The organism is Ruminococcus sp. AF31-8BH, from assembly GCF_003460605.1.
Taxonomy (GTDB): Bacteria; Bacillota; Clostridia; order Lachnospirales; family Lachnospiraceae; genus Blautia_A; species Blautia_A acetigignens.
This window is the reverse complement of the sequence record NZ_QTVN01000007.1, coordinates 76,784-95,620: the sequence shown is the minus strand read 5'-3', so window position 1 is coordinate 95,620 and position 18,837 is coordinate 76,784. Positions and strand designations below refer to the sequence as shown.

The window sequence follows — 18,837 nt, the reverse complement described above, 5'->3', positions numbered from 1 at the left end:
TCATCTTTTCCCCGGAACAAACAGATGGCTCATATCCGTATGCTCCAGTTCAAGCAGCCATATTTTTTTGGCAACTCCTCCTGCATACCCTGTCAGGCTTCCATTTGTGCCTACTACGCGGTGGCAGGGAATGATAATCGAAATTTCATTATGTCCGACAGCACCGCCAACTGCCTGTGCAGACATTTTGGAAAGTCCCTGTTTTCTGGCAAGCCGGTGCGCAATTTCTCCATAGGTTGTGGTCTGTCCGTAGGGAATCTGCAGGAGGATATCCCATACAGACTGTCGAAATATAGATCCCATCGGATGCAATGGCGGAAAAAAGTCAGGTTCTTTACCAGTAAAATAAATATCCAGCCAGTGTTTCGTTTCGGAAAGAACCTGCGTTTCCTGAGACTTGTGTTCCTCTGGCAGATTGTCGGCAAAGTATTTTTCTCCTTCGAACCATAGTCCGGTCAGTCCAATTTCGTCTGCTGCCAGCAGAATCTCTCCAAGCGGCGATTTATAGCGGCAAGTATATACCATATTGCCTGTTCCTTTCAGAAAACATATTATTTGTAAGCTTGCTGCCCTATGATTTCCACCAATGTGGGCAGCAGATCATCAGCCTGGATCGGCTTTGCTATATGGCCATTCATTCCGGCAGCAGCAGCCTCTCTTTTATCTTCTTCAAATACATTCGCAGTCATTGCGACGATGGGTATACAGGCCTTATCCTGGTCTGGCAGGTGCCTGATTTCCTGTGTTGCCTGATAGCCGTCCATTTTGGGCATCTGAATATCCATGAGTATCATATCATAGGTTCCCGCAGGCATCTTTTTTATCCTGTTTACACACTGAATGCCATCTTCCACACGTTCTGCTTTAAGGCCGAAACGCTCGAGTATTGCCACTGCAATCTCTGCATTCAAATCATTGTCCTCTGCCAAAAGGATATTCTTTCCTGCAAGGATTTCACTGCCTGTTCCAGGAGTTTCAACGTGCATTTTTTTATAATAGCCTTCATCTGCTATCCGGTGTTTTAGTGTAACGGTAAATATACTGCCCTTTCCAGGCTCACTTTCCACATTTATCGTTCCGCCGAGGAGCTCCACATATTTTTTTACGATTGACATTCCAAGTCCGCTTCCTGCGATTTTGCTTTTTGTGGTGTTTTGCTCACGTGTGAATGCCTCAAAAATCCTTGTCAGATACTCCTGACTCATACCGATTCCTGTATCGCTCACACTGGTCCTCGCAATCATGTACCCAGGCTCATCGCATGGCAATTCATCTACGTTTACCGTAACAGAACCACCGGATGGGGTATATTTTATGGCATTGCTCAGGATATTGGCAAAAATTGCTTTTACCTTGGTAATATCTGTGAGCACATGCTCATGCTCTACATTCACTGTGTAATGAAATGCAATATTCTTTTTCTTTGCTTCATCATCAAATATTTCCAGCAAAGTCTGCTGGATCTCTTTAATCTGACCATAGCTCTCATCAATCTCCATCTTGCCGCTCTCAATCCGGGCCATGTCAAGTACATTGTTCAGGATTGACAGAAGAAGATTTCCGGATTGCTTCAGCTTCTTCAAATGATCTAAGGTTTCAGGCAGCTCTTTTCCTTTCAGTTCATCCTCCATAAGCTGTGTATAGCCCAGAATTGCATTCATAGGAGTACGGATGTCATGGGACATGTTGTGAAGAAAGCGGGTCTTTGCAAGGCTGGCATCCTCTGCTTTTTTCAGAGCGATTTCCAGCTTGTCATTAAGCTTTTGTGTATCACTTGCCGCAAGCATTGCCACTGCTTCTGCTTTCCTTGCCTTTCTTAAAAGCATGAGGATAATGCCGATTATGCTAAGTGAAAATAATCCTGCAGTGACAAAAACAGCAAGCATATTGTCTTTTATAAAATCATAAAGTGTTACCTTATCTGCTGTACTGTCATAGATAGCAAGGGCACTTGTAAGCATGTCAGAGGGCATAGTCTTCAGGGTTTTGTTCAGTATGGATAAAAGGGGGCCCTCTCCGCCTTTTACTGCAAAGCATGCCTCCATTGTTTTGGTAAGGGGAACACTTTTGAAATCTCGATTGTTATCGTATTTCAGTGCCTGACTGGTTCCCAGAAGAAAACAGTCTGCTTTTTCATGGGTGACCATATCTGCCGCATCGGCAAGCGAATCGTACTCAACCAGCTTCCAATTGGGATAACTGAAAATAATATGCTGTTTTAAGGCTTCTTTTTCCTTTGGCACAGCTACTGTATGCACTTCATTCTCATTAAAGTATTTCTCATCCGTTACTGCCATCAGGCTGTAGGTCCAGGCTGTATTGGTAAGTGCATAGCCTTTTTTTTCTGCAAAATCAGGATTCCTGCTGACATAAAAGATTGCGTCAATTTCACCCTCCTGTAACGACTGGAGCATTTCGTCATAATCATCGTATGCCTGCATATTAAATTCTAACGTCTGATTTCCCAGACAGTCCTTGGCATAAGAAATATATTCCGCCAGCGTACCGGTAAGCTTTCCGGTCTCTTCATCCATGGAAAAAACCGCCGGAGCATTGTCCAAAAAGCCGATCCGAATGTCACCATGCTCTTCCAGCCATGACTTTTCTTTCCCTGTAAGGCTCTGACTATAATCAAGGGTAAAATACTTCTTATACAGATCAGCCTTAAAAAAAGGACTGTTTTGATTCAGCTGAAGCATAGCAAAATCAAGCTCGGCCTTGATATCGCTGCGCTCTTTATTTATTGCAAAATATATGCCTGCTTTACCAACCGTGGTAACGGATGATATTCCCTGTTCAGACCAGATGGATTCCTCCAGCGATACAAAGCAATCGATCTCATGATTCGCTAATTTCTTTTCTACATCTTCATTATTATTCACATTTACATGCTCTGTATGTATGCCGTTTTTATTTTCCCATTCTGTCAGCATGATTTCAGGCTCTGTACCTAAGAGCACACCTACCCGTTTCCCGTCCATAGACTTGAAATCAGATGTTTCAATATCCGTGTGTGATAAATCCGCATAGAGGATATATTTTTCCTCACCCATAGGCTCCTCTGAAAAGAGCATCCTTTGTGCCCGTTCATCGGTGTAAGAAATATCCCCCATCACATCAATCTCACCATTTTCAAGCTTATCAAAACAGTTGGACCAGTCACATTTCACATACTCAAACTTCCATCCGGTATAGCCTGCCAGAGCCTGCATAAGTTCGTAGCCAAATCCTCTTCTGATACCATTTTCATCCACATAATCAAAGGTATCCTCAAAGGAGCCCATGCGGATAAGTTTCTGCTGCGCCACTTCCTCCTGACCTGCCATCTGTGGCTGCTTTTCATCATGATTCATTTCAGCAGCCAGGCAACATACTGACAATATCATCCACATTCCCAAGGCCAGAAATATCCCCGCGCATAGTGCGGCTGATTTTTTTCTGCTTTTATACATTGTTCTTTTCTCCATAGCTTATCGGATCATTAACCGTCACAGATTCTTTAAATTATTTTGTAATGCACAGATCAATTCCTCTATAACAATAGGCTTGGATAAAAATCCATTCATACCACATTCCAGAGCTCTTTTTCTGTCCTCATCAAAGGCATTTGCCGTCATGGCAAGGATTGTGATTTTTGCCAGTGCAGGCTCATCCAGTGCACGGATCTGCTTGGTGGCTTCATATCCGTTCATTACCGGCATCTGCACATCCATCAGCACCAGATCATAATCCCCTGGTGCTGAATTCTTAACCTTCTCCACCGCCTCTGCTCCATTTTCTGCGGTATCAACCAGAAAGCCATATTCTTTAAGGATTTCCACCGCAATTTCGCTGTTCAGTTCGTTGTCTTCCACAAGCAGTATGCATCTGCCTCTGAAATCTGAGCCTGCTGCCGGAAGGACTGCCTCTTCTGCCTCTGCCTGCATCCGACCGATAGCAGTCATTAAAGTCTCTCTGATATCTGACATAAACAAAGGCTTCGCACAAAATGCAGTTACCCCTGCTGCCCTGGCTTCTGCTTCGATATCGGACCAGTCATAAGCAGTCAGGATGATGATCGGCGTATCGTCACCAAGGCTGCGGATCTGGCGTGTGACCTCAATTCCGTTCATATCCGGCAGACGCCAGTCAATAATATAAGCATGGAATGCATCACCCAGTTCCAGAGACTGCCTTGCACGAAGAACAGCCTCCTTGCCGGAAAGTGTCCATTCGGAACGCATTCCAACCTTTACCAGCATCTTTGTTACACTGTCACAGGTATTGAAATCGTCGTCTACAACCAAAGCCTTAAGGCCTTCCAGCTCTGCGATTTTTTCTGTATGGTGGTGCTCAGGCTGAATCCTGAATGGCAGACAGACAATAAATTCAGTACCTTTGCCCTGTTCGGTCTGAACCTCAATGGTACCACCCATCATATTCACGATATTCTTGGTAATGGCCATGCCAAGTCCTGTACCCTGAGTCCTGCTCACAGTGGAGGTCCGCTCCCTCTCAAAAGGAGAAAAAATCTTCTGTACAAATTCCTGGCTCATACCGATTCCGTTATCCTTTACCCGGATCTCATACAGCTCACTGCCTTTTCGTGTCCCCGGATACTGTTTCAGCCGGACAGAAATGGTTCCCCCTGCAGGAGTAAACTTAACCGCATTGGACAAAAGGTTCAGAAGCACCTGGTTCAGCCGCGTCTTATCACAATAGACATCCTCATTGGTAACATCCATGGCATCCATGTAAAGCTCCAGCTGCTTCGCATGGATCTGCCCGCTGATAATCGTCTTCAGATCATGAAGCACATCCGACAGGCTGACCTCCGTTTCTTCCAACTGGATCCTTCCGCTCTCAATACGGCTCATATCCAGAATATCATTGATCAGTGAAAGCAGATGGTTGCTGGAGGAAAGGATCTTTCCAAGATAATCCCGTACCCTTTTCTGATTGTCAATGTTGCTCACAGCCAGGGTGGTAAAGCCAATAATCGCATTCATTGGGGTCCGGATATCGTGGGACATGTTGGAGAGGAAGGTACTCTTTGCCCGGCTTGCAGTCTCTGCAGCGCGAACTGCCTCAGAAAGTGCCTGATTCATTTTCCTGTCAGAGGTACGATCCGACATAACCAGGATATATTTCTTTTTTCCGTTTACCTCGCTGCACATTGCAACATTATGGAACCAACGCTGTTCCCCTGTTTTCTGATGAACGTATTCAAAATCCCCTTCCTGCTGTTCATGAACCTGGATTCTCTCCAGATAATTCTTCTCGGGAGCTTCAGATGTCCCGGAATGGAGTTTTCCCAGAATACAAATATCCTTGCGGATCTGTTCTGCAGTAATACCCAACAGCTTTTCCACATTCGGGCTGACGTAATCTGCCTTATATGTTTTTGCATCCAGCATCAGGAAAACGTCATCCACATTCATTGACAGCTTCTGAAACAGCTCATCCCTGTACAGGATCTCCGTATCCTTTTTCTTAAGATTTATCCTGCCCTTTTGAACAATAAGGCTGATAAGAAAGGCAGCAATGCAGAATACGACTGCGCCGACAAGGAGAAGCGTACTAAGCTGCAGGCTGTTCATACTGGCATTGACAATATCAGCCTTTACAAGTCCAAGAAATACCCAGTCCTGAATATCCGATTTTTCATAGACCAGATAATAGTTACTTCCATCCAGATTTACCAGCATCGCATCTGTATGTCCCTCCTTAAACTTCTCTGAAAGTTCAAGAATCTCTTTTTCGGACATATCCGAATGCTCTCTTAGAACACCCAGGAAATTATAGGCAGTTCCCCATGACTCAAGGGAATGGTCCACCACAACACGACCGTCCGGATGAACAACATAGCTCTTTGCATTTCCATTAAAAGCGGAAATATCCAGTACATTTACAATATCTGCGTTTTCATAAGCAATGGCAATGGCATCATATTCGAAATCCTGATAGGTTCCATGAGCCTTTGGGCTGGCAAAAACAAGCATCTGGGATTTTCCGGGAACAACTGCATTTGTGATCACGTCATTTCCCTGCTGGATCTTATTTTCAAAGTTTTCCTGTAATCCAAGATACCCGGTTTCACCTGATACCATCTTATAATCACCGTCAGCTGACAGAAAATAGAAATATAAAAATCCGGCATCCTCCTGTGCTTTCTCTATATAATCACGGATTTCATCTTCGCTGGAGGTATCCTTCAGATACTCCCCCCACATATGAAGATATGTCAGATTCTTATTTGCCAGTTCCCGCAGCATATTGTCAGACTGATGAAAAACCTCTGTCAGATGAGAAACACTTTCCTCATAAACTGTTTCAGACACAAACTTAAAATATTGGGAAACAGTCAAAGCGATTGCGAGAAAGGCAGCTATAAAAGCAGCCAGCCTGAATCGTTTTTTTATAATAGTTTTCTTTCTGTTTGTTTTACGCTTCTTAGTATTCATTCTTCTCATCTCACATTAATGTAGTCTTCAGGTTCTGCAAGAATAGCATTTTCATCTGAAACATATTCTATCCAGGTATCCTTCACAAAGGTGTCCCCTCCCTCAAATACCATATTTTCATCTGCCGGATATGCTTCCATATGCTTTGATATTGCAAGGCAGGTTACCGTAAAAGTATCATTATCCTGAATTGATTTTCCATCCTTTGTAACCTTGCTTAATGTATAGCCATCATCTGTTTCCATGACCTCCGCAGAAATACCGCTGACCACTGGCAGAGAGCCACGGTTAAAGGGATTGAATCCGCCCTGGTAGCCTTCTATGAAATTTCTGACCGTTTCTTTTAGTTTGGCTCCGCTCATCTTGCTGCTGTATGCCAAAAGGCTGTTTGGCATGATCATGCTTCTGGCCATTTTTTCTGTATAGCCAGCCTTGAGTACGTTTCCTGTAAAGCTGTTTCCTGTTGCGATCAGCACATCCGTCCCGTAAATGCCGCGCAGGGTATTTGCCATAACCGAGTATGCAGCATTCCCTCCACTGCTGTGGAAGCGGTTAGAATAAGACTTTTGTGAATCCAGCACGATATCCTTAGAAGCAGCGTCCTCCTCAAGAAGCTGAGAATTAAATGACTGATAAGCCTGCTTGGCATCATATTCGCCTGAAATCATCCTGGAAACTACATCCTTGGAAACAGAGAAAAAGTCATTTGACGCAATGCGGATATACATATGGTTTTCTTCGATCACAGGCTTCACATCCTTCAGATATTCCGTAAGATGGATGTTTACATTCTGGCTATAGCTTAACAGATCCTGCCCATCATAAATGATCTGGTTCTGCGCATCCTCTGAAAGCATTGTGTTCAATACCTTCATTGCCTTTTTCCTGCGAGCTTCATCCTGTGTCAGATCACGGTTTAAAGCCACCTGGAAATACGGCGTGGTCATCAGCCACTTTTCACCGTTCTGTTGAAAGAATGGAAGAAATGTTGTGTTGATGCCCTGGTCCTGGAACATCTTTACACCGGCAGAGCTGCCAAAATACATGGCAAGCTTACCGCTTTGAAACATCTCAATCACATCATCATAATTCATATCCAGATCATCCTGGCCAAGACCTGTATCCTCGATAAACTGTTCCATGCGCTCAAAAGCCTCCGGCCAGACTGTATCATCCAGACCTTCTCTCTTTGTGTTATCCGGATCACTGTAAGCGGTACGCCACTTGCGTCCGGCATTAGAAGACAGCTCCGATGCAGACAGGCCCTGCAGTGTTTCCATGCAGGTGTAATCATAATAATAGTCTGCCGTAAACCCACGGATTCCCACCTCTTCAAATGACTGGCAGGCAGAAACAAAGCTCTCATAATCTGTTGGAAGAGGAATATCATATTTTTCAAAAAGATCCCTGTTCACCACAAAGCCATGGGCATCTGCGCACACAGGAAGCCAGTTTATGCTGCCATCCTCATTCATAAAATTGCTGAGGTATGTATCATAGACAGCCCCTGCCGCATTGGTTGTGGAAAGATCCATCAGACTGCCCTTCAGGGGACTTGCATCATGCAGGGAAAAACGACAGCAGGTTATAATGTCCGGCAATCCGCCGTTTTCATCAAGAAACTTATAAAAGTCCAGATCATTATTACCTACTACAAATTCAACATTGATATCTGGAAGCTGTTCCTGGATGTAGGGTGCATATTTTTCATACAGGCTTGTACTCCATAAATACACCGTGATAGTTTCTGCATCTTCTTTTTCTGCACTTTTTCCGCCGCAGCCTGACAGAAGTGATATGGCTGTCACCATCACCAGAAGTACAGACAAAACTCTGTTCCATTTTTTCTTTCGCATTACGAATCCTCCCTTTTTATCTCCCGAAAATCTGATCCAGATTTTCCAGAATTGCATCTGCACTGATTGGTTTTGCAATATGGCCGTTCATACCTGCCTTGATTGCCTTTTTGCGGTCTTCCTCAAAAGCATTTGCGGTCATTGCAATGATCGGTATATTTGCGCATTTTGGATCATCCAGCGTACGAATCTCCCTGGTTGCAGTATATCCATCCATCTTCGGCATCTGAATATCCATGAAAATCAGATCGTATTTTCTGCCTTCTGCAGATGACATCATATTCACAGCATCCGTGCCATCCTCTGCGATATCCACATCCAGACCAATTTCCTTTATGATCGCGGTTGCAATCTCGCGGTTCAGCTCATTATCCTCTACAAGAAGAGCTTTTTTGCCTTTATAGTTTCTCTTGCTTTCTGCATGAGGCTTCTGATTTTCGCACTTGATTAGTTCTTCCTGCTCCGGAACCGGTTCCTGTTTCACTGCCTCTCCTGCTATTTCGCATTCAAGGGCAACTATAAATTCCGTTCCTTTTCCTACTTCACTTTCGACCTGGATCGTACCGCCCATCATATCCACAATATTTTTGGCGATTGCCATTCCAAGACCGGTTCCTCCGATTCCATTCTCTGTGACGGTATGCTCTCTTGAGAAAGAATCAAACACATGCTTTCGGAACTCCGGTGACATTCCGCTTCCGTTATCCTTCACCCTGAAGATCACGGTTGTAAATCCATCTTTGTTGCATGGTTTCTCTGAAACACAAATGCTGATCCTGCCACCGACCGGTGTAAACTTTACCGCATTGCTGCTTATATTCAGAAGCACCTGTGTCAGACGCAGCTTGTCGGTAATAATATCTTCATGGAGTATATCCTGTGTATCAATCGTAAGCTTCTGCTGCCTGGAATATGAAGAGCCATGGATGATCGTTTTCAGGTCATTCAGAATATCCGGCAGGTGTACCGCTGCATATTCAATTTCAACAGAGCCACTCTCAATTCTGCTCATATCCAGCACATCATTGATCAGACTGAGCAGATGCTGGCCAGATGTATGGATCTTTTTCAGATAATCCAGAACAAGCTCTGTATTATCAATATGTGCTGTCGCAAGTGCTGTGAATCCGATGATCGCATTCATGGGTGTGCGGATATCATGGGACATATTATTCAGAAACACTGTTTTCGCCTTGTTCGCATGCTCCGCAGCTGCAAGTGCATTTCTCAGGTTCTTATCCTGCTCTATCTCACGCTCTTTTTCCTCTGTGGCATCACGGTTTGCAACCAGAACGGTACATAGTTTCCCGTTTTTATCATATCCCTGCGGCACAATGATCATGGTCAGCCATCTTTCATCCACTGTCTGAGCTGTAAAGCTCAGCATCTCACGTTTCTCCAGACGCTTTGCCACAGTACTCATACTGATAAATTCCCGATATGCCTTCTGAAATGGCTCTGCAATAACCTGCCTTATAAGCTCTTCCTGGTGTGCTTTGGAAAGCATATCCCCTTTCTGGTCCGGCTTCATGCTCTTTGAAGCTTTTACGATCTCGATTTCCTCTGTCTTTATATTCACAAGAGAAATCGAGGAATATGCATGACCAAGTGCATCGATCACGCGAAGTCTTTTCTGATCCTGAAGGATACTTCTCTTTTCTGTTCTGCTCCTGCTCACCCGGTAAAGTGAAAAAAGAAGCAGTGCAAGCAGCACATAAATCATACATACCGTATTCCGTGTGATGTACACCTGATACTTCGGGAAAAAGATATATGCATCGTAGTCCTTTATCTTCTCCTGACGCCCATACCAGATCCCGTTTTTTGAATGAAGGCGGACAATTCTATTCACATCTGCTTTAAATTGGTTTTTATGCAGACTCTTCGCAGCTTCTATAGAGCGAGAAGTAAGCTCCTGTTTATTTGTGCTGACAACCTTGTTATCATCACAGATTACAACACTTCCATTCATCTCAAAGGGAAAATCGGAAAACAACGATGCCATGGTCAGATCACCGTTAAGCTCATTTACTTCCTCTTTCTGCGCATATGCGATCAGGATTCCTGCTGCGTCCTGCCTTGCCACTGCCGCAAAATCGTAAAGCTTTCCTTCATTTCTCAGACGGGTTGTATAGGTCTTTTCCGGATGATCAGCAATATCATGTACATAATCACATTCGATCAGCTTCTGCCACAGCGGCATGGCATCTCCATCCTTCGCTGTCTGTTCTGCCACCTTCTGGTCCTGATCCAGTACAAGGATTCCTGTCAGACGCTGTTCCCTTGCATATTCATCCAGCATCTCCTCGCTGAGATTGCCTTCCTGTGCTATGACCCGGCTTAATTCTGTTGTTTTGTCCATAAGACGTACCAGACTCTTTACCTGGTCATTAGTATTATAAATCTCATACCTTTCAATCCGGGTTTTTACAAAATCAAATGTCTCATTTAGTGTATTATTCAGTTTATTATTATCACTTGCTGTCAGCAGAAGAAAGGTCAGGATTCCGAAAAAAATCAGGATAAGCACCAGTAGACATGCATTTTTATCAAACCTCTTTTTCTGCATCTGCTTTCTTATCTTTCTGCTCATTTACTTTCCCCTTCAGGCAGAATCTCATCCGCATCCAATCCGTATTTTGAAACTATTTCTTCTGTAATGCCCTCATCCTGCATCTCTTTGAGGGTTTCTGTAAGATCAGCTGCTGCTTCCTTGTGGGTTCCTTTTTTAAAAGCAACGCCAAGCTCTGATTTATAAGGACTCTCCTTTAGCATACGGTAAGCCCCCTCACCATCCTGCACCAGGCTGCCAAGCATCGCCTCATGTCCCGCAATTGCATCTGCATAATCTTTCCTAAGTGCGGCATAAAGCTCATTTGTGGTAGAAAAGCAGTTTACCTGCTCCATCTGCGGAAGATCGGATTCAATCTTATGAAGAAAAAGATCCTCTGCTTTTGTAGTAGCCTGCACTGCAATCCTCTTCCCTTTCAGCTCCTGAAGCGTCTGGATTTCACTCTCGGCTCTTACAACCACCATCTGACGGCTGTACAGATAGGGTCCTGCCCACTGATATTTGTCTTCTCTTCCGTTCATGGAATAGCTGCTCCACAGACAGTCTATTGTCCCATCAGCCAGCAGCTCATCCTTGTCCTCCCAGACTATATTCTCAAATCTGGGCTGATATCCCAGCCTCTGAAAGGCTTCCCTGGCAAGCTCCACATCAACACCTTTGTATTCGCCGTCGCTTGTCTGATAGCTGTAAGGTTCGAAGTAATCTATTCCGATAACAATTTCCGGCTGTTTACTTTCTGCTGCTTTTTCTTTCATTATTCTGCATCCTCCCAGTATAAAACTGCCAGCCAGAAGAAATGCCATAATATAAATTCTATTTCCATGGGTATGGGAGCTGCTCTTTCGATTTTTTCTCATATCCAGTTCCTTTCCATTTTATCACTGTTCAGTAGTCTGCGTTTCGGTGTTTCGCCGTCTCACTATGCGAAGGCAAAGCTTTACCGTGTTAATGTTTAAAAAGCAAAAAGAGAACAGTCGATATATTTTCGAACTGTTCTCCTGCTTCCAAAGCCCACGCAGTATTGGCATGACTGTTTCCTGATCATTTTCGTCTATATCGTTTTTATAATATCACAGGCAGTTATGTTTGTCACTTAAAAATTTGAAGTTCAAACCCAAAAGTTCTTTACTTTTCGTCTGCATATACTAAATGCGGCCATCGGCTGGTTCTTCTGAAACTAGTGTGTCGGTATATATCTGGTCTCCAATATATTGGTTGTTTGGGATATTCCTTTGAAACTGTTATCCTGTACATATTTTTCCATTTTTTTTGCTGCCTCTGCCTGGGCAGAAGAATCTTCAAAATCAAATACAATTCTGGATCTGGCAAACTCTGCCTGTGAAACCCATATTTCAATTCACGCTCCCATGAAGGGAGCGACCGAGCATGACATCTCCGTTACTTCCGTTCCACTGATTTCAATCCGCACTCCCACGAAGGGAGCGACCATAAAAAGCCCGAATTCAAAATTATTCTTCATCATTTCAATCCACGCTCCCGCGAAGGGAGCGACAGCAATATTTCACAAATCCTCAAATTTATATTGTGAAACATTGACAAATACTACTCAAATTAATTCTTTAACCATTAATGCATAATATATTAATAAACTTAAAGCTAAAGTTTTAAGTTATTTTTCTGGTGCGAATCACCTTATAAATTTATGTGCACTTCACATTCGCACCAGTAATTTATAGAATCAGTGGCTGATCTACCGCAATTCCATGTTCAACTCCAACATGTTCTACTTTTGTCTGGTATTTATTGTCTAAATAATAAAAGCGTAAACTATCTACATTCTCATCAATAATATCAATTAAACTTTGTTTTAACACTACACTTTGCGCTTGGTCTAAAATACATTCAAACACCGAATTCTGAACACGTCTGCCATAGTTTTCACATTGTTTCGCCACTTTTCTTAACCGTTTTTTTCCTGATACAGTTTCTGTATTAACATCATATGTGATAAGTACGAGCATAGCAATTTACCTCATTTCCAAAGGAATACCGGATATCCGTCTAAATCACCGCGCAAATATCTGGCAAGCAGCATAGCTTGTACATATGGCAGCATTCCCCATTCAACTTTTTCTTTTAAAAATGGATGTGTAATAACCTCTTTCTTTTTATTTTGCCATTCTACTAATACCTTTTTGCGCAAATCATCATCCATCAAAACTGCTCCATTTTCTTTTCGTGAAAAATTTTTGCCATTTACAATCTTCTTATTAATCAAGGATAATACAAAGCGATCTGCATAAACGGCTCGAAATTCTTCTATCAAATCAAGAGCCAGTGACACTCTGCCCGGTCGGTCTGTATGAAGATATCCAACATATGGATCCAGACCAACAGTTTCCAGTGCTGAAGCAATTTGATTTGTTAATAAGGTATAAACAAACGAAAGCATCGCATTTACATTATCTAATGGCGGTCTTTTATTACGGCCACTAAAAGTAAAATCTTTTTTCTGTTGCAATATCAATTCATTAAAAACACCAAAATAAATGCTGGCTGCCTCACCTTCATACCCTCGTAACTGCTCTTTTGACTCTGCATTCTGTATTAATTCCAACGCATCCTTTAGCTGCAAAGACGCTTTTTTTACGCGTTCTGAATCAATTTGCATTTCATGGTCGCGTAAGGATCTTTCTAAAATCCATCTTGCATTGTATACTTTACCCAGAATACAGTTTTTTGCAATTTTCAAGCTTATATCTTCATCCTTACAACTCTTATATTGTTGTTCACGCAGAAGAACATTTCCTCTTGTTTTTCCAGATACCCTTGCCAGAAACTTTCCTTGTGGGCTTAGATAACATATAGAAATATTCCGTTCTGCGCAAGCACCCATCAGTGCCGGACTTGTTCCCCGATATCCAAATGATACGATACCTTCCAAATTATGTAATGGCAACCGCCCAATCTCTGTTTGATTGTCATATACTACAATCGTTTCTCCTTCCAATCCCAAATAACTATTTTCAGATGTCACATATAAAGTATTTAATAATTTTTTCACCTTGCATCCTCCCTTAATGACTGCGTTATATAAGCGGTCACTGAAATCGTCTTTTCTAACTTAGGGAGACATATTTCTTTTAATGAACAACTATTGCATGATTTGCCTGTTTTCACCTTCGGCGTATAGCCTCTGCTATAATACTGATGCATTTCATCAAATAACTCTTTTACTTCATCTCTTAGTTCTTTTGAAAACAATACATTTTCTCGTCTTCTTGTCTCCCCGTAGAAAATTGCCCCTTCTGATATTTCAGTCGAAAACATTTCTTCCAAACACATTGCCTGCGCTGTAAGTTGTAGTTTGTCCTCTTCTGTAATTTTGGGTTTTCCTTTTTTATACTCTACTGGAAATACTGAATATAATCCTCGATGTCCAAATAACGAAATACCATCCTCACACTTATGAAATTCTACAACATCACACTCTCCTGAAATGCCCATTTTTCTGGATGCTATTGGAAGAGCTCTTACAATAATGGTATCTTTTCGTTTTTCTTTACTCATCGGATCATGCACTTTTTTATGCATCAACTCACCAATAACTGTATGAACATTTTCAGCCCATTGTTGTTCGATATGAATTAATGCCCACTGCCTCCGGCAAAATTTAAAATGTTGTATTCCCGACAACATCAAATAGTCATCTTCTTTATATTCCATCAAATCATCCTTTTCACTTCAACTGAATCCGGAATCGTTTCTTCATGAACACACACTTTATAATCCTGGTATTTTCTCGGATACTCCACATCCTCCTTTTTTGATACTTCCACTGCATCAAACAGCTTATATGCCGGACAGTCTCCTAATTCTTTACTGTGTTTAAATACAATCAGTTCTCGTACTGCCATTTTTCCCCTTGCAGCTGAATGATCATTTTCAAACATATTAATAATAGCATCCCATAAAAGCTCCAGATCATCCTCTGAAAATCCTGTTACCTTTCTCGCCAGATTTGCAGAAATATATCCTTCTACTCGATATAGTCCATATGGAACTATACATTTTCTTCCCATCTCTGTGCTCTTATTTTCAGCATCTTTCTCTGTTGTAATCGCCACTCTTGTAATAGTCACTTCCTGACTGATGATCGGATCAATACTTCTGGCAAAACCAATCTGCACAGGTCCTCTTACTTGTCCACAATTCAAAGCAGCTTTGACAAATGTTGTCATAACAGCACCAAATGTACGAATATCATAAAAATTCTCGCACATGTAATCTCTTAACTTAAGATCTACATTTGGATCATTTTTCTTAAGTTTTTTGAGTGCTTCTGTTACCTTTTTATCGTCGCTCTCTTCCACCCCAAGTTCTTTACAGGCTTCCCGATCACTTCTGTTAAGCGGCGCATCTTCTTTGATATAAATTTTATACCCTTTCTCCTCTTCTTTGACTGTTTCAATATAATTACGGATTTTTCGCTTAATACAAACATCCGTAACAAGACCCAAACCACTTTCCGGATCAATTCTTGGCATATTCCCTGCATCAGGATCTCCATTTGGATTTCCGTTTTCCACATCAAATAATACTACAAACTCATACCTGTTTTTTATTACTTCGCTCATTTACTTCTCCTCCTTCTTCTCGTACCTTTTCTGCACCTGATGATAATACCCCAGCATAAATTTCCCCTGTTCTTCCAGTGAAAGACGACTTGGAAATCCCTGCATTTTCTCAGACAATTCTATTTTACCTATAAGTTCAGTTAACAGCTTTTCATAATACACCTTCGTTCCTGCTGATTCCCTTTCTATTTTTTTCATATGACTGTTTTTTAATTTGATTAATATAGGGAATACAGATGCCGGTGTTGCACAGGCAGAATTAAAGTACCGATCTCTGATGGTAGCATTAATTCCTGGATTCGCCTCTCTTTGAATAAATTCCAATACCGCGAACAATCTTCCAAGAACATAAGCTGTCTCTTTGCAATCCTCGTTCAATCCCATGAATTTTTCGCCTTCCTTCCAATTGTAATTCTTCATTAAAACTGCTTTTATAATCGCCGCTCTTCCACATGTAATGTTCCCCTGTTCTGAACGGATTCGAATCAATGTATCAGTATACAAGGTTGCCGGATATCTATTATTCTGAAGAACTGCATTTAACACCATTGCCGCCATACTGGGAATCGGAGTTTTATCTTTTGACTTTTGATTGACCGTTTCAAATAACATTTTTTGAATACCTAAATAGTCCAATTCCACCCAGGCAGGTTTTACAATCTCCATTCTCTGATAATGCTTGGACAAATTCTCCATAATATTACCAAATGAATTTTGATAAAAAAAGCGCACAGAAAGCCTTGCTACATTTGGTGCCAGACAAAGAATATAGAATTTTTGCTCCATGTTTAACTGGATATCTTGCACATCTACCCTTATACCTCTTTGCAGATTTCCGAACAGTTTTTTCATTTCCTCTTGATTATCCACTTGCGGATTCATCCATGACATAAAAGTTTTCTGATATTCTTCTTTTCCGGATTCTGCCCAGAATACAATCATTGAATCGCCTAACGGAAAACAGTATTCTCTTTGATTGAGTAAATAGTTGAGTGCTGTTGTATATGCAAACTCTGCATATTTACCAACCGGTGCATTATAACTTTGTTCTTTGCCATAAGATTCGAAAGCCGGTGCATTAAATGAAACCAGTGCAGCTCCACTTGACTGTGCTCCCGGAACCCCTTTTATCCCTTTATGAATACGTGAAATATCCGTTCTCTGTCCGGTTACCAGACAGATTCCTTGCTGATCGTTGCTTTCTGCATTTCTCGCTTCTTCCCATAAAGCTTTTATTTCATCGTCTTCTTGCGCCTCCAAAGCTCTCATGCCAAAAATAATGTTCCCACCCTCATTCAACTCTTCCCAATATTCTCTTAAAATCGGATTCTCTTTTGCAGTTTTCGGATTCCAGTTTCTAAAATAAGCACAGATAGCTTTTGCCATTGCACCTTTTCCTTTACCTAAAATTGATAGATGCTTATCCTTTGCTGCCAAAAAGCAATCCATTATTCTTGATTTTGTTCCATCTTCATCTATTCCAAGCAGATATTTCGCATTATCACACAAGAAATTTGCAGAGATTCCAGAAGATCTTATAACCATCTCAGGAACGAAAAGCATTGGAGCAATTAAGACTTTCTTTTTCCCTCTTTCCTCTTCTTGTTTCAAAGAGACTATTCCTTTTATTGTTCCGTCCTCATTCAATTCAATTACGTGTGACACTTTAGCCTGACACCATCCTGCTTTTGCCACTTTTCCTTGCTGGAGAAGATTTTCATAATACTCTTCCAAAGCCTGTAGAATCATCGAAACACCTCACAATCTGTAAGATCTAATACCCCTTTCTTCATAACTGCTCTAAAAAACATGGGTTGAATATTCTCCAGATTACTATAGTCCATATCATATAACATGAATCCCAAATCCTTCTCTGGTACTTCACTATATATAGTCGTTATGTCATTTTCCTCACATAAGCAAAACTGTGCCGGGAACTCTCTGCATCCAAAATATGGCATGTGATAGCATTCACCCCGTTTTAGTCTTCGCATTATGATATCCTTAAATTTTCCTGCGTTATCAGATTCATTTGCCTTATTGGTCAATTCAAAATGGGCTTCTATCACATAACATACATCACATAAAATCAAAGATGCTCTCTGAACAATGTCTTCCTTTGTGCTTATATAAAATGGTCTCTCATCTCCGTTATATGCCTGTAAAGCATTGCTCCTGGAAACTTTGCTCTTTACTTCATTTCTTCGAACACTTGTAAAACGAATCGGATTTTTCACATAAATCTTATCGATAATCCAACGCATTCCGGGGTGCCAGTAAATTGCTTCCAGAATTCCTCTTGCTGCGGACGGCGTCATGACATCATAAGAGCATCGTTCCACTTTAAGCTCGGGACGTGAAAACAAGGCATAATCCCCCCATACCTTTACTTTTACGCCAATCCCCATCTTATAATACCTCTCCTTTCTTATAACAAACTGCTATATAATCCCTTGGCTGATAATAAAAATCTGTATTGAAATTCGATATACATTGATCGATCCAGGAGTGATATACCTCCCACAGTCCTTCTAAAATCTCATCATCTGAATAGCTGTCTTCGATTAACCGTTCATATACTTCACCAATATCCCAATAATCCGGGATTTTATAATGGCATTCAGATACATTGTCAAAATTCCCCTCTTCTATTTTGCATTCTTCCGAAAACTCATATGCAACTTTTTCTATAGGTTCACAGTGAAAAACATCTGCATATTCATAAATCCTGGCAATTCTTTCTTTTCCAAGAAAATCTGTCACCTCTTTTCTACTTCTTTTTTGTTGACGACCAATATATTCAATCAGACTACATGTATAAAACAGTCTATTATTATTTTTTGTTCCCATATACTTCCTCACTTCCCACATACTTTAGCGTATCTAATGCAGAGATCGTATGAAAACTGATCTGATGTGTCGGATGACTGAATTTTGCCAATTCCCAGAAAGCTGCTCTTGAAATTTTTCCATCTATATAATTCTGGATATAATTATAAATAGTGTCATCTGCCATAGGTCCTTCCACAATGTCGTAAGTATGTGATTTTCCACTTCTGCAATGCACGATAAAATCAAGCCACTCCTCTGTCATTTCGTCAAAAACCAGATACTTCAACTTATTATCAGGTGTATATTCATAGCAATTCAATACTCCTGATGTTCCATAACGTGTTGCCCACCGTTTTGCCTGTTCCGGAAGTTTTGTACAATAAACGCCAAAATAAAAATCTTTATGATACAGTGCTTTTCTGATTTCCGGAAATTCTACAACGTCATTGCCTCCATGATATAAAACCATACAATGTCTCCTTATTAATCGCTTCTACGGTTCACTGCTATTTCTTAATCTCACTATACTACACTTC

The 18,837-nt window shown here is 41.4% G+C and carries 14 protein-coding genes; all 14 read right to left on the bottom strand.

Features of this window, described 5'->3' with window-relative positions; genetic code table 11:
- Entirely contained in the window at positions 1-525 is a 525-nt protein-coding gene (locus DWZ38_RS10250) for a methylated-DNA--[protein]-cysteine S-methyltransferase (protein ID WP_117852427.1), read from the bottom strand.
- Between the two features lie 26 nt (positions 526-551).
- A complete protein-coding gene (locus DWZ38_RS10245; protein WP_243000230.1) occupies positions 552-3,353 on the bottom strand; it encodes a transporter substrate-binding domain-containing protein in 2,802 nt (933 codons plus the stop codon).
- Between the two features lie 135 nt (positions 3,354-3,488).
- On the bottom strand, positions 3,489-6,452 hold the full coding sequence (locus tag DWZ38_RS10240; RefSeq protein ID WP_117852422.1) for a response regulator: 2,964 nt from the start codon (positions 6,450-6,452) through the stop codon (positions 3,489-3,491).
- Positions 6,449-8,299, bottom strand: a complete 1,851-nt coding sequence (locus DWZ38_RS10235; protein WP_117852420.1) for an ABC transporter substrate-binding protein — start codon at positions 8,297-8,299, stop codon at positions 6,449-6,451. The genes DWZ38_RS10240 and DWZ38_RS10235 overlap by 4 nt, the downstream gene beginning before the upstream one ends.
- A 16-nt stretch (positions 8,300-8,315) precedes the next feature.
- A complete protein-coding gene (locus DWZ38_RS10230) occupies positions 8,316-10,892 on the bottom strand; it encodes an ATP-binding protein (protein WP_117852417.1) in 2,577 nt (858 codons plus the stop codon).
- The gene (locus tag DWZ38_RS10225; RefSeq protein WP_243000229.1) at positions 10,889-11,626 is read right to left on the bottom strand and encodes a transporter substrate-binding domain-containing protein; all 738 of its coding nucleotides are present in this window, start codon (positions 11,624-11,626) and stop codon (positions 10,889-10,891) included. Before DWZ38_RS10225 ends, DWZ38_RS10230 begins: the two co-directional genes overlap by 4 nt.
- A 936-nt stretch (positions 11,627-12,562) precedes the next feature.
- Entirely contained in the window at positions 12,563-12,853 is a 291-nt protein-coding gene (gene cas2 / locus DWZ38_RS10220) for a CRISPR-associated endonuclease Cas2 (RefSeq protein ID WP_117852415.1), read from the bottom strand.
- An 11-nt stretch (positions 12,854-12,864) separates the two neighbouring features.
- A complete protein-coding gene (cas1c, locus tag DWZ38_RS10215; RefSeq protein WP_117852412.1) occupies positions 12,865-13,896 on the bottom strand; it encodes a type I-C CRISPR-associated endonuclease Cas1c in 1,032 nt (343 codons plus the stop codon).
- Complete coding sequence (cas4, locus tag DWZ38_RS10210; protein ID WP_117852409.1) at positions 13,893-14,558, bottom strand: CRISPR-associated protein Cas4; 666 nt, start codon at positions 14,556-14,558, stop codon at positions 13,893-13,895. The genes cas1c and cas4 overlap by 4 nt, the downstream gene beginning before the upstream one ends.
- Positions 14,558-15,469, bottom strand: a complete 912-nt coding sequence (cas7c, locus tag DWZ38_RS10205; protein WP_117852406.1) for a type I-C CRISPR-associated protein Cas7/Csd2 — start codon at positions 15,467-15,469, stop codon at positions 14,558-14,560. The genes cas4 and cas7c overlap by 1 nt, the downstream gene beginning before the upstream one ends.
- Positions 15,470-17,218 (bottom strand): type I-C CRISPR-associated protein Cas8c/Csd1, encoded by a 1,749-nt coding sequence (gene cas8c, locus DWZ38_RS10200; RefSeq protein WP_117852404.1) that lies wholly within the window; start codon positions 17,216-17,218, stop codon positions 15,470-15,472.
- Entirely contained in the window at positions 17,215-17,877 is a 663-nt protein-coding gene (gene cas5c / locus DWZ38_RS10195) for a type I-C CRISPR-associated protein Cas5c (RefSeq protein WP_021926689.1), read from the bottom strand. The genes cas8c and cas5c overlap by 4 nt, the downstream gene beginning before the upstream one ends.
- Position 17,878: 1 nt before the next feature.
- The gene (locus DWZ38_RS10190; protein WP_117852401.1) at positions 17,879-18,319 is read right to left on the bottom strand and encodes a hypothetical protein; all 441 of its coding nucleotides are present in this window, start codon (positions 18,317-18,319) and stop codon (positions 17,879-17,881) included.
- Positions 18,303-18,770: a DUF3990 domain-containing protein gene (locus tag DWZ38_RS10185; RefSeq protein WP_117852399.1), complete on the bottom strand. Its 468-nt coding sequence runs from the start codon at positions 18,768-18,770 to the stop codon at positions 18,303-18,305. The genes DWZ38_RS10190 and DWZ38_RS10185 overlap by 17 nt, the downstream gene beginning before the upstream one ends.
- Between the last annotated feature and the right edge of the window lie 67 nt (positions 18,771-18,837).

Coding starts and splice junctions, on each gene's coding strand:
- DWZ38_RS10250 (WP_117852427.1), bottom strand. CDS start 525: ATGGTATATACTTGCCGCTATAAATCGCCGCTTGGAGAGATTCTGCTG.
- DWZ38_RS10245 (WP_243000230.1), bottom strand. CDS start 3,353: ATGAATCATGATGAAAAGCAGCCACAGATGGCAGGTCAGGAGGAAGTG.
- DWZ38_RS10240 (WP_117852422.1), bottom strand. CDS start 6,452: ATGAGAAGAATGAATACTAAGAAGCGTAAAACAAACAGAAAGAAAACT.
- DWZ38_RS10235 (WP_117852420.1), bottom strand. CDS start 8,299: ATGCGAAAGAAAAAATGGAACAGAGTTTTGTCTGTACTTCTGGTGATG.
- DWZ38_RS10230 (WP_117852417.1), bottom strand. CDS start 10,892: ATGAGCAGAAAGATAAGAAAGCAGATGCAGAAAAAGAGGTTTGATAAA.
- DWZ38_RS10225 (WP_243000229.1), bottom strand. CDS start 11,626: ATGAAAGAAAAAGCAGCAGAAAGTAAACAGCCGGAAATTGTTATCGGA.
- cas2 (WP_117852415.1), bottom strand. CDS start 12,853: ATGCTCGTACTTATCACATATGATGTTAATACAGAAACTGTATCAGGA.
- cas4 (WP_117852409.1), bottom strand. CDS start 14,558: ATGGAATATAAAGAAGATGACTATTTGATGTTGTCGGGAATACAACAT.
- cas7c (WP_117852406.1), bottom strand. CDS start 15,469: ATGAGCGAAGTAATAAAAAACAGGTATGAGTTTGTAGTATTATTTGAT.
- cas8c (WP_117852404.1), bottom strand. CDS start 17,218: ATGATTCTACAGGCTTTGGAAGAGTATTATGAAAATCTTCTCCAGCAA.
- cas5c (WP_021926689.1), bottom strand. CDS start 17,877: ATGGGGATTGGCGTAAAAGTAAAGGTATGGGGGGATTATGCCTTGTTT.
- DWZ38_RS10190 (WP_117852401.1), bottom strand. CDS start 18,319: ATGGGAACAAAAAATAATAATAGACTGTTTTATACATGTAGTCTGATT.
- DWZ38_RS10185 (WP_117852399.1), bottom strand. CDS start 18,770: ATGGTTTTATATCATGGAGGCAATGACGTTGTAGAATTTCCGGAAATC.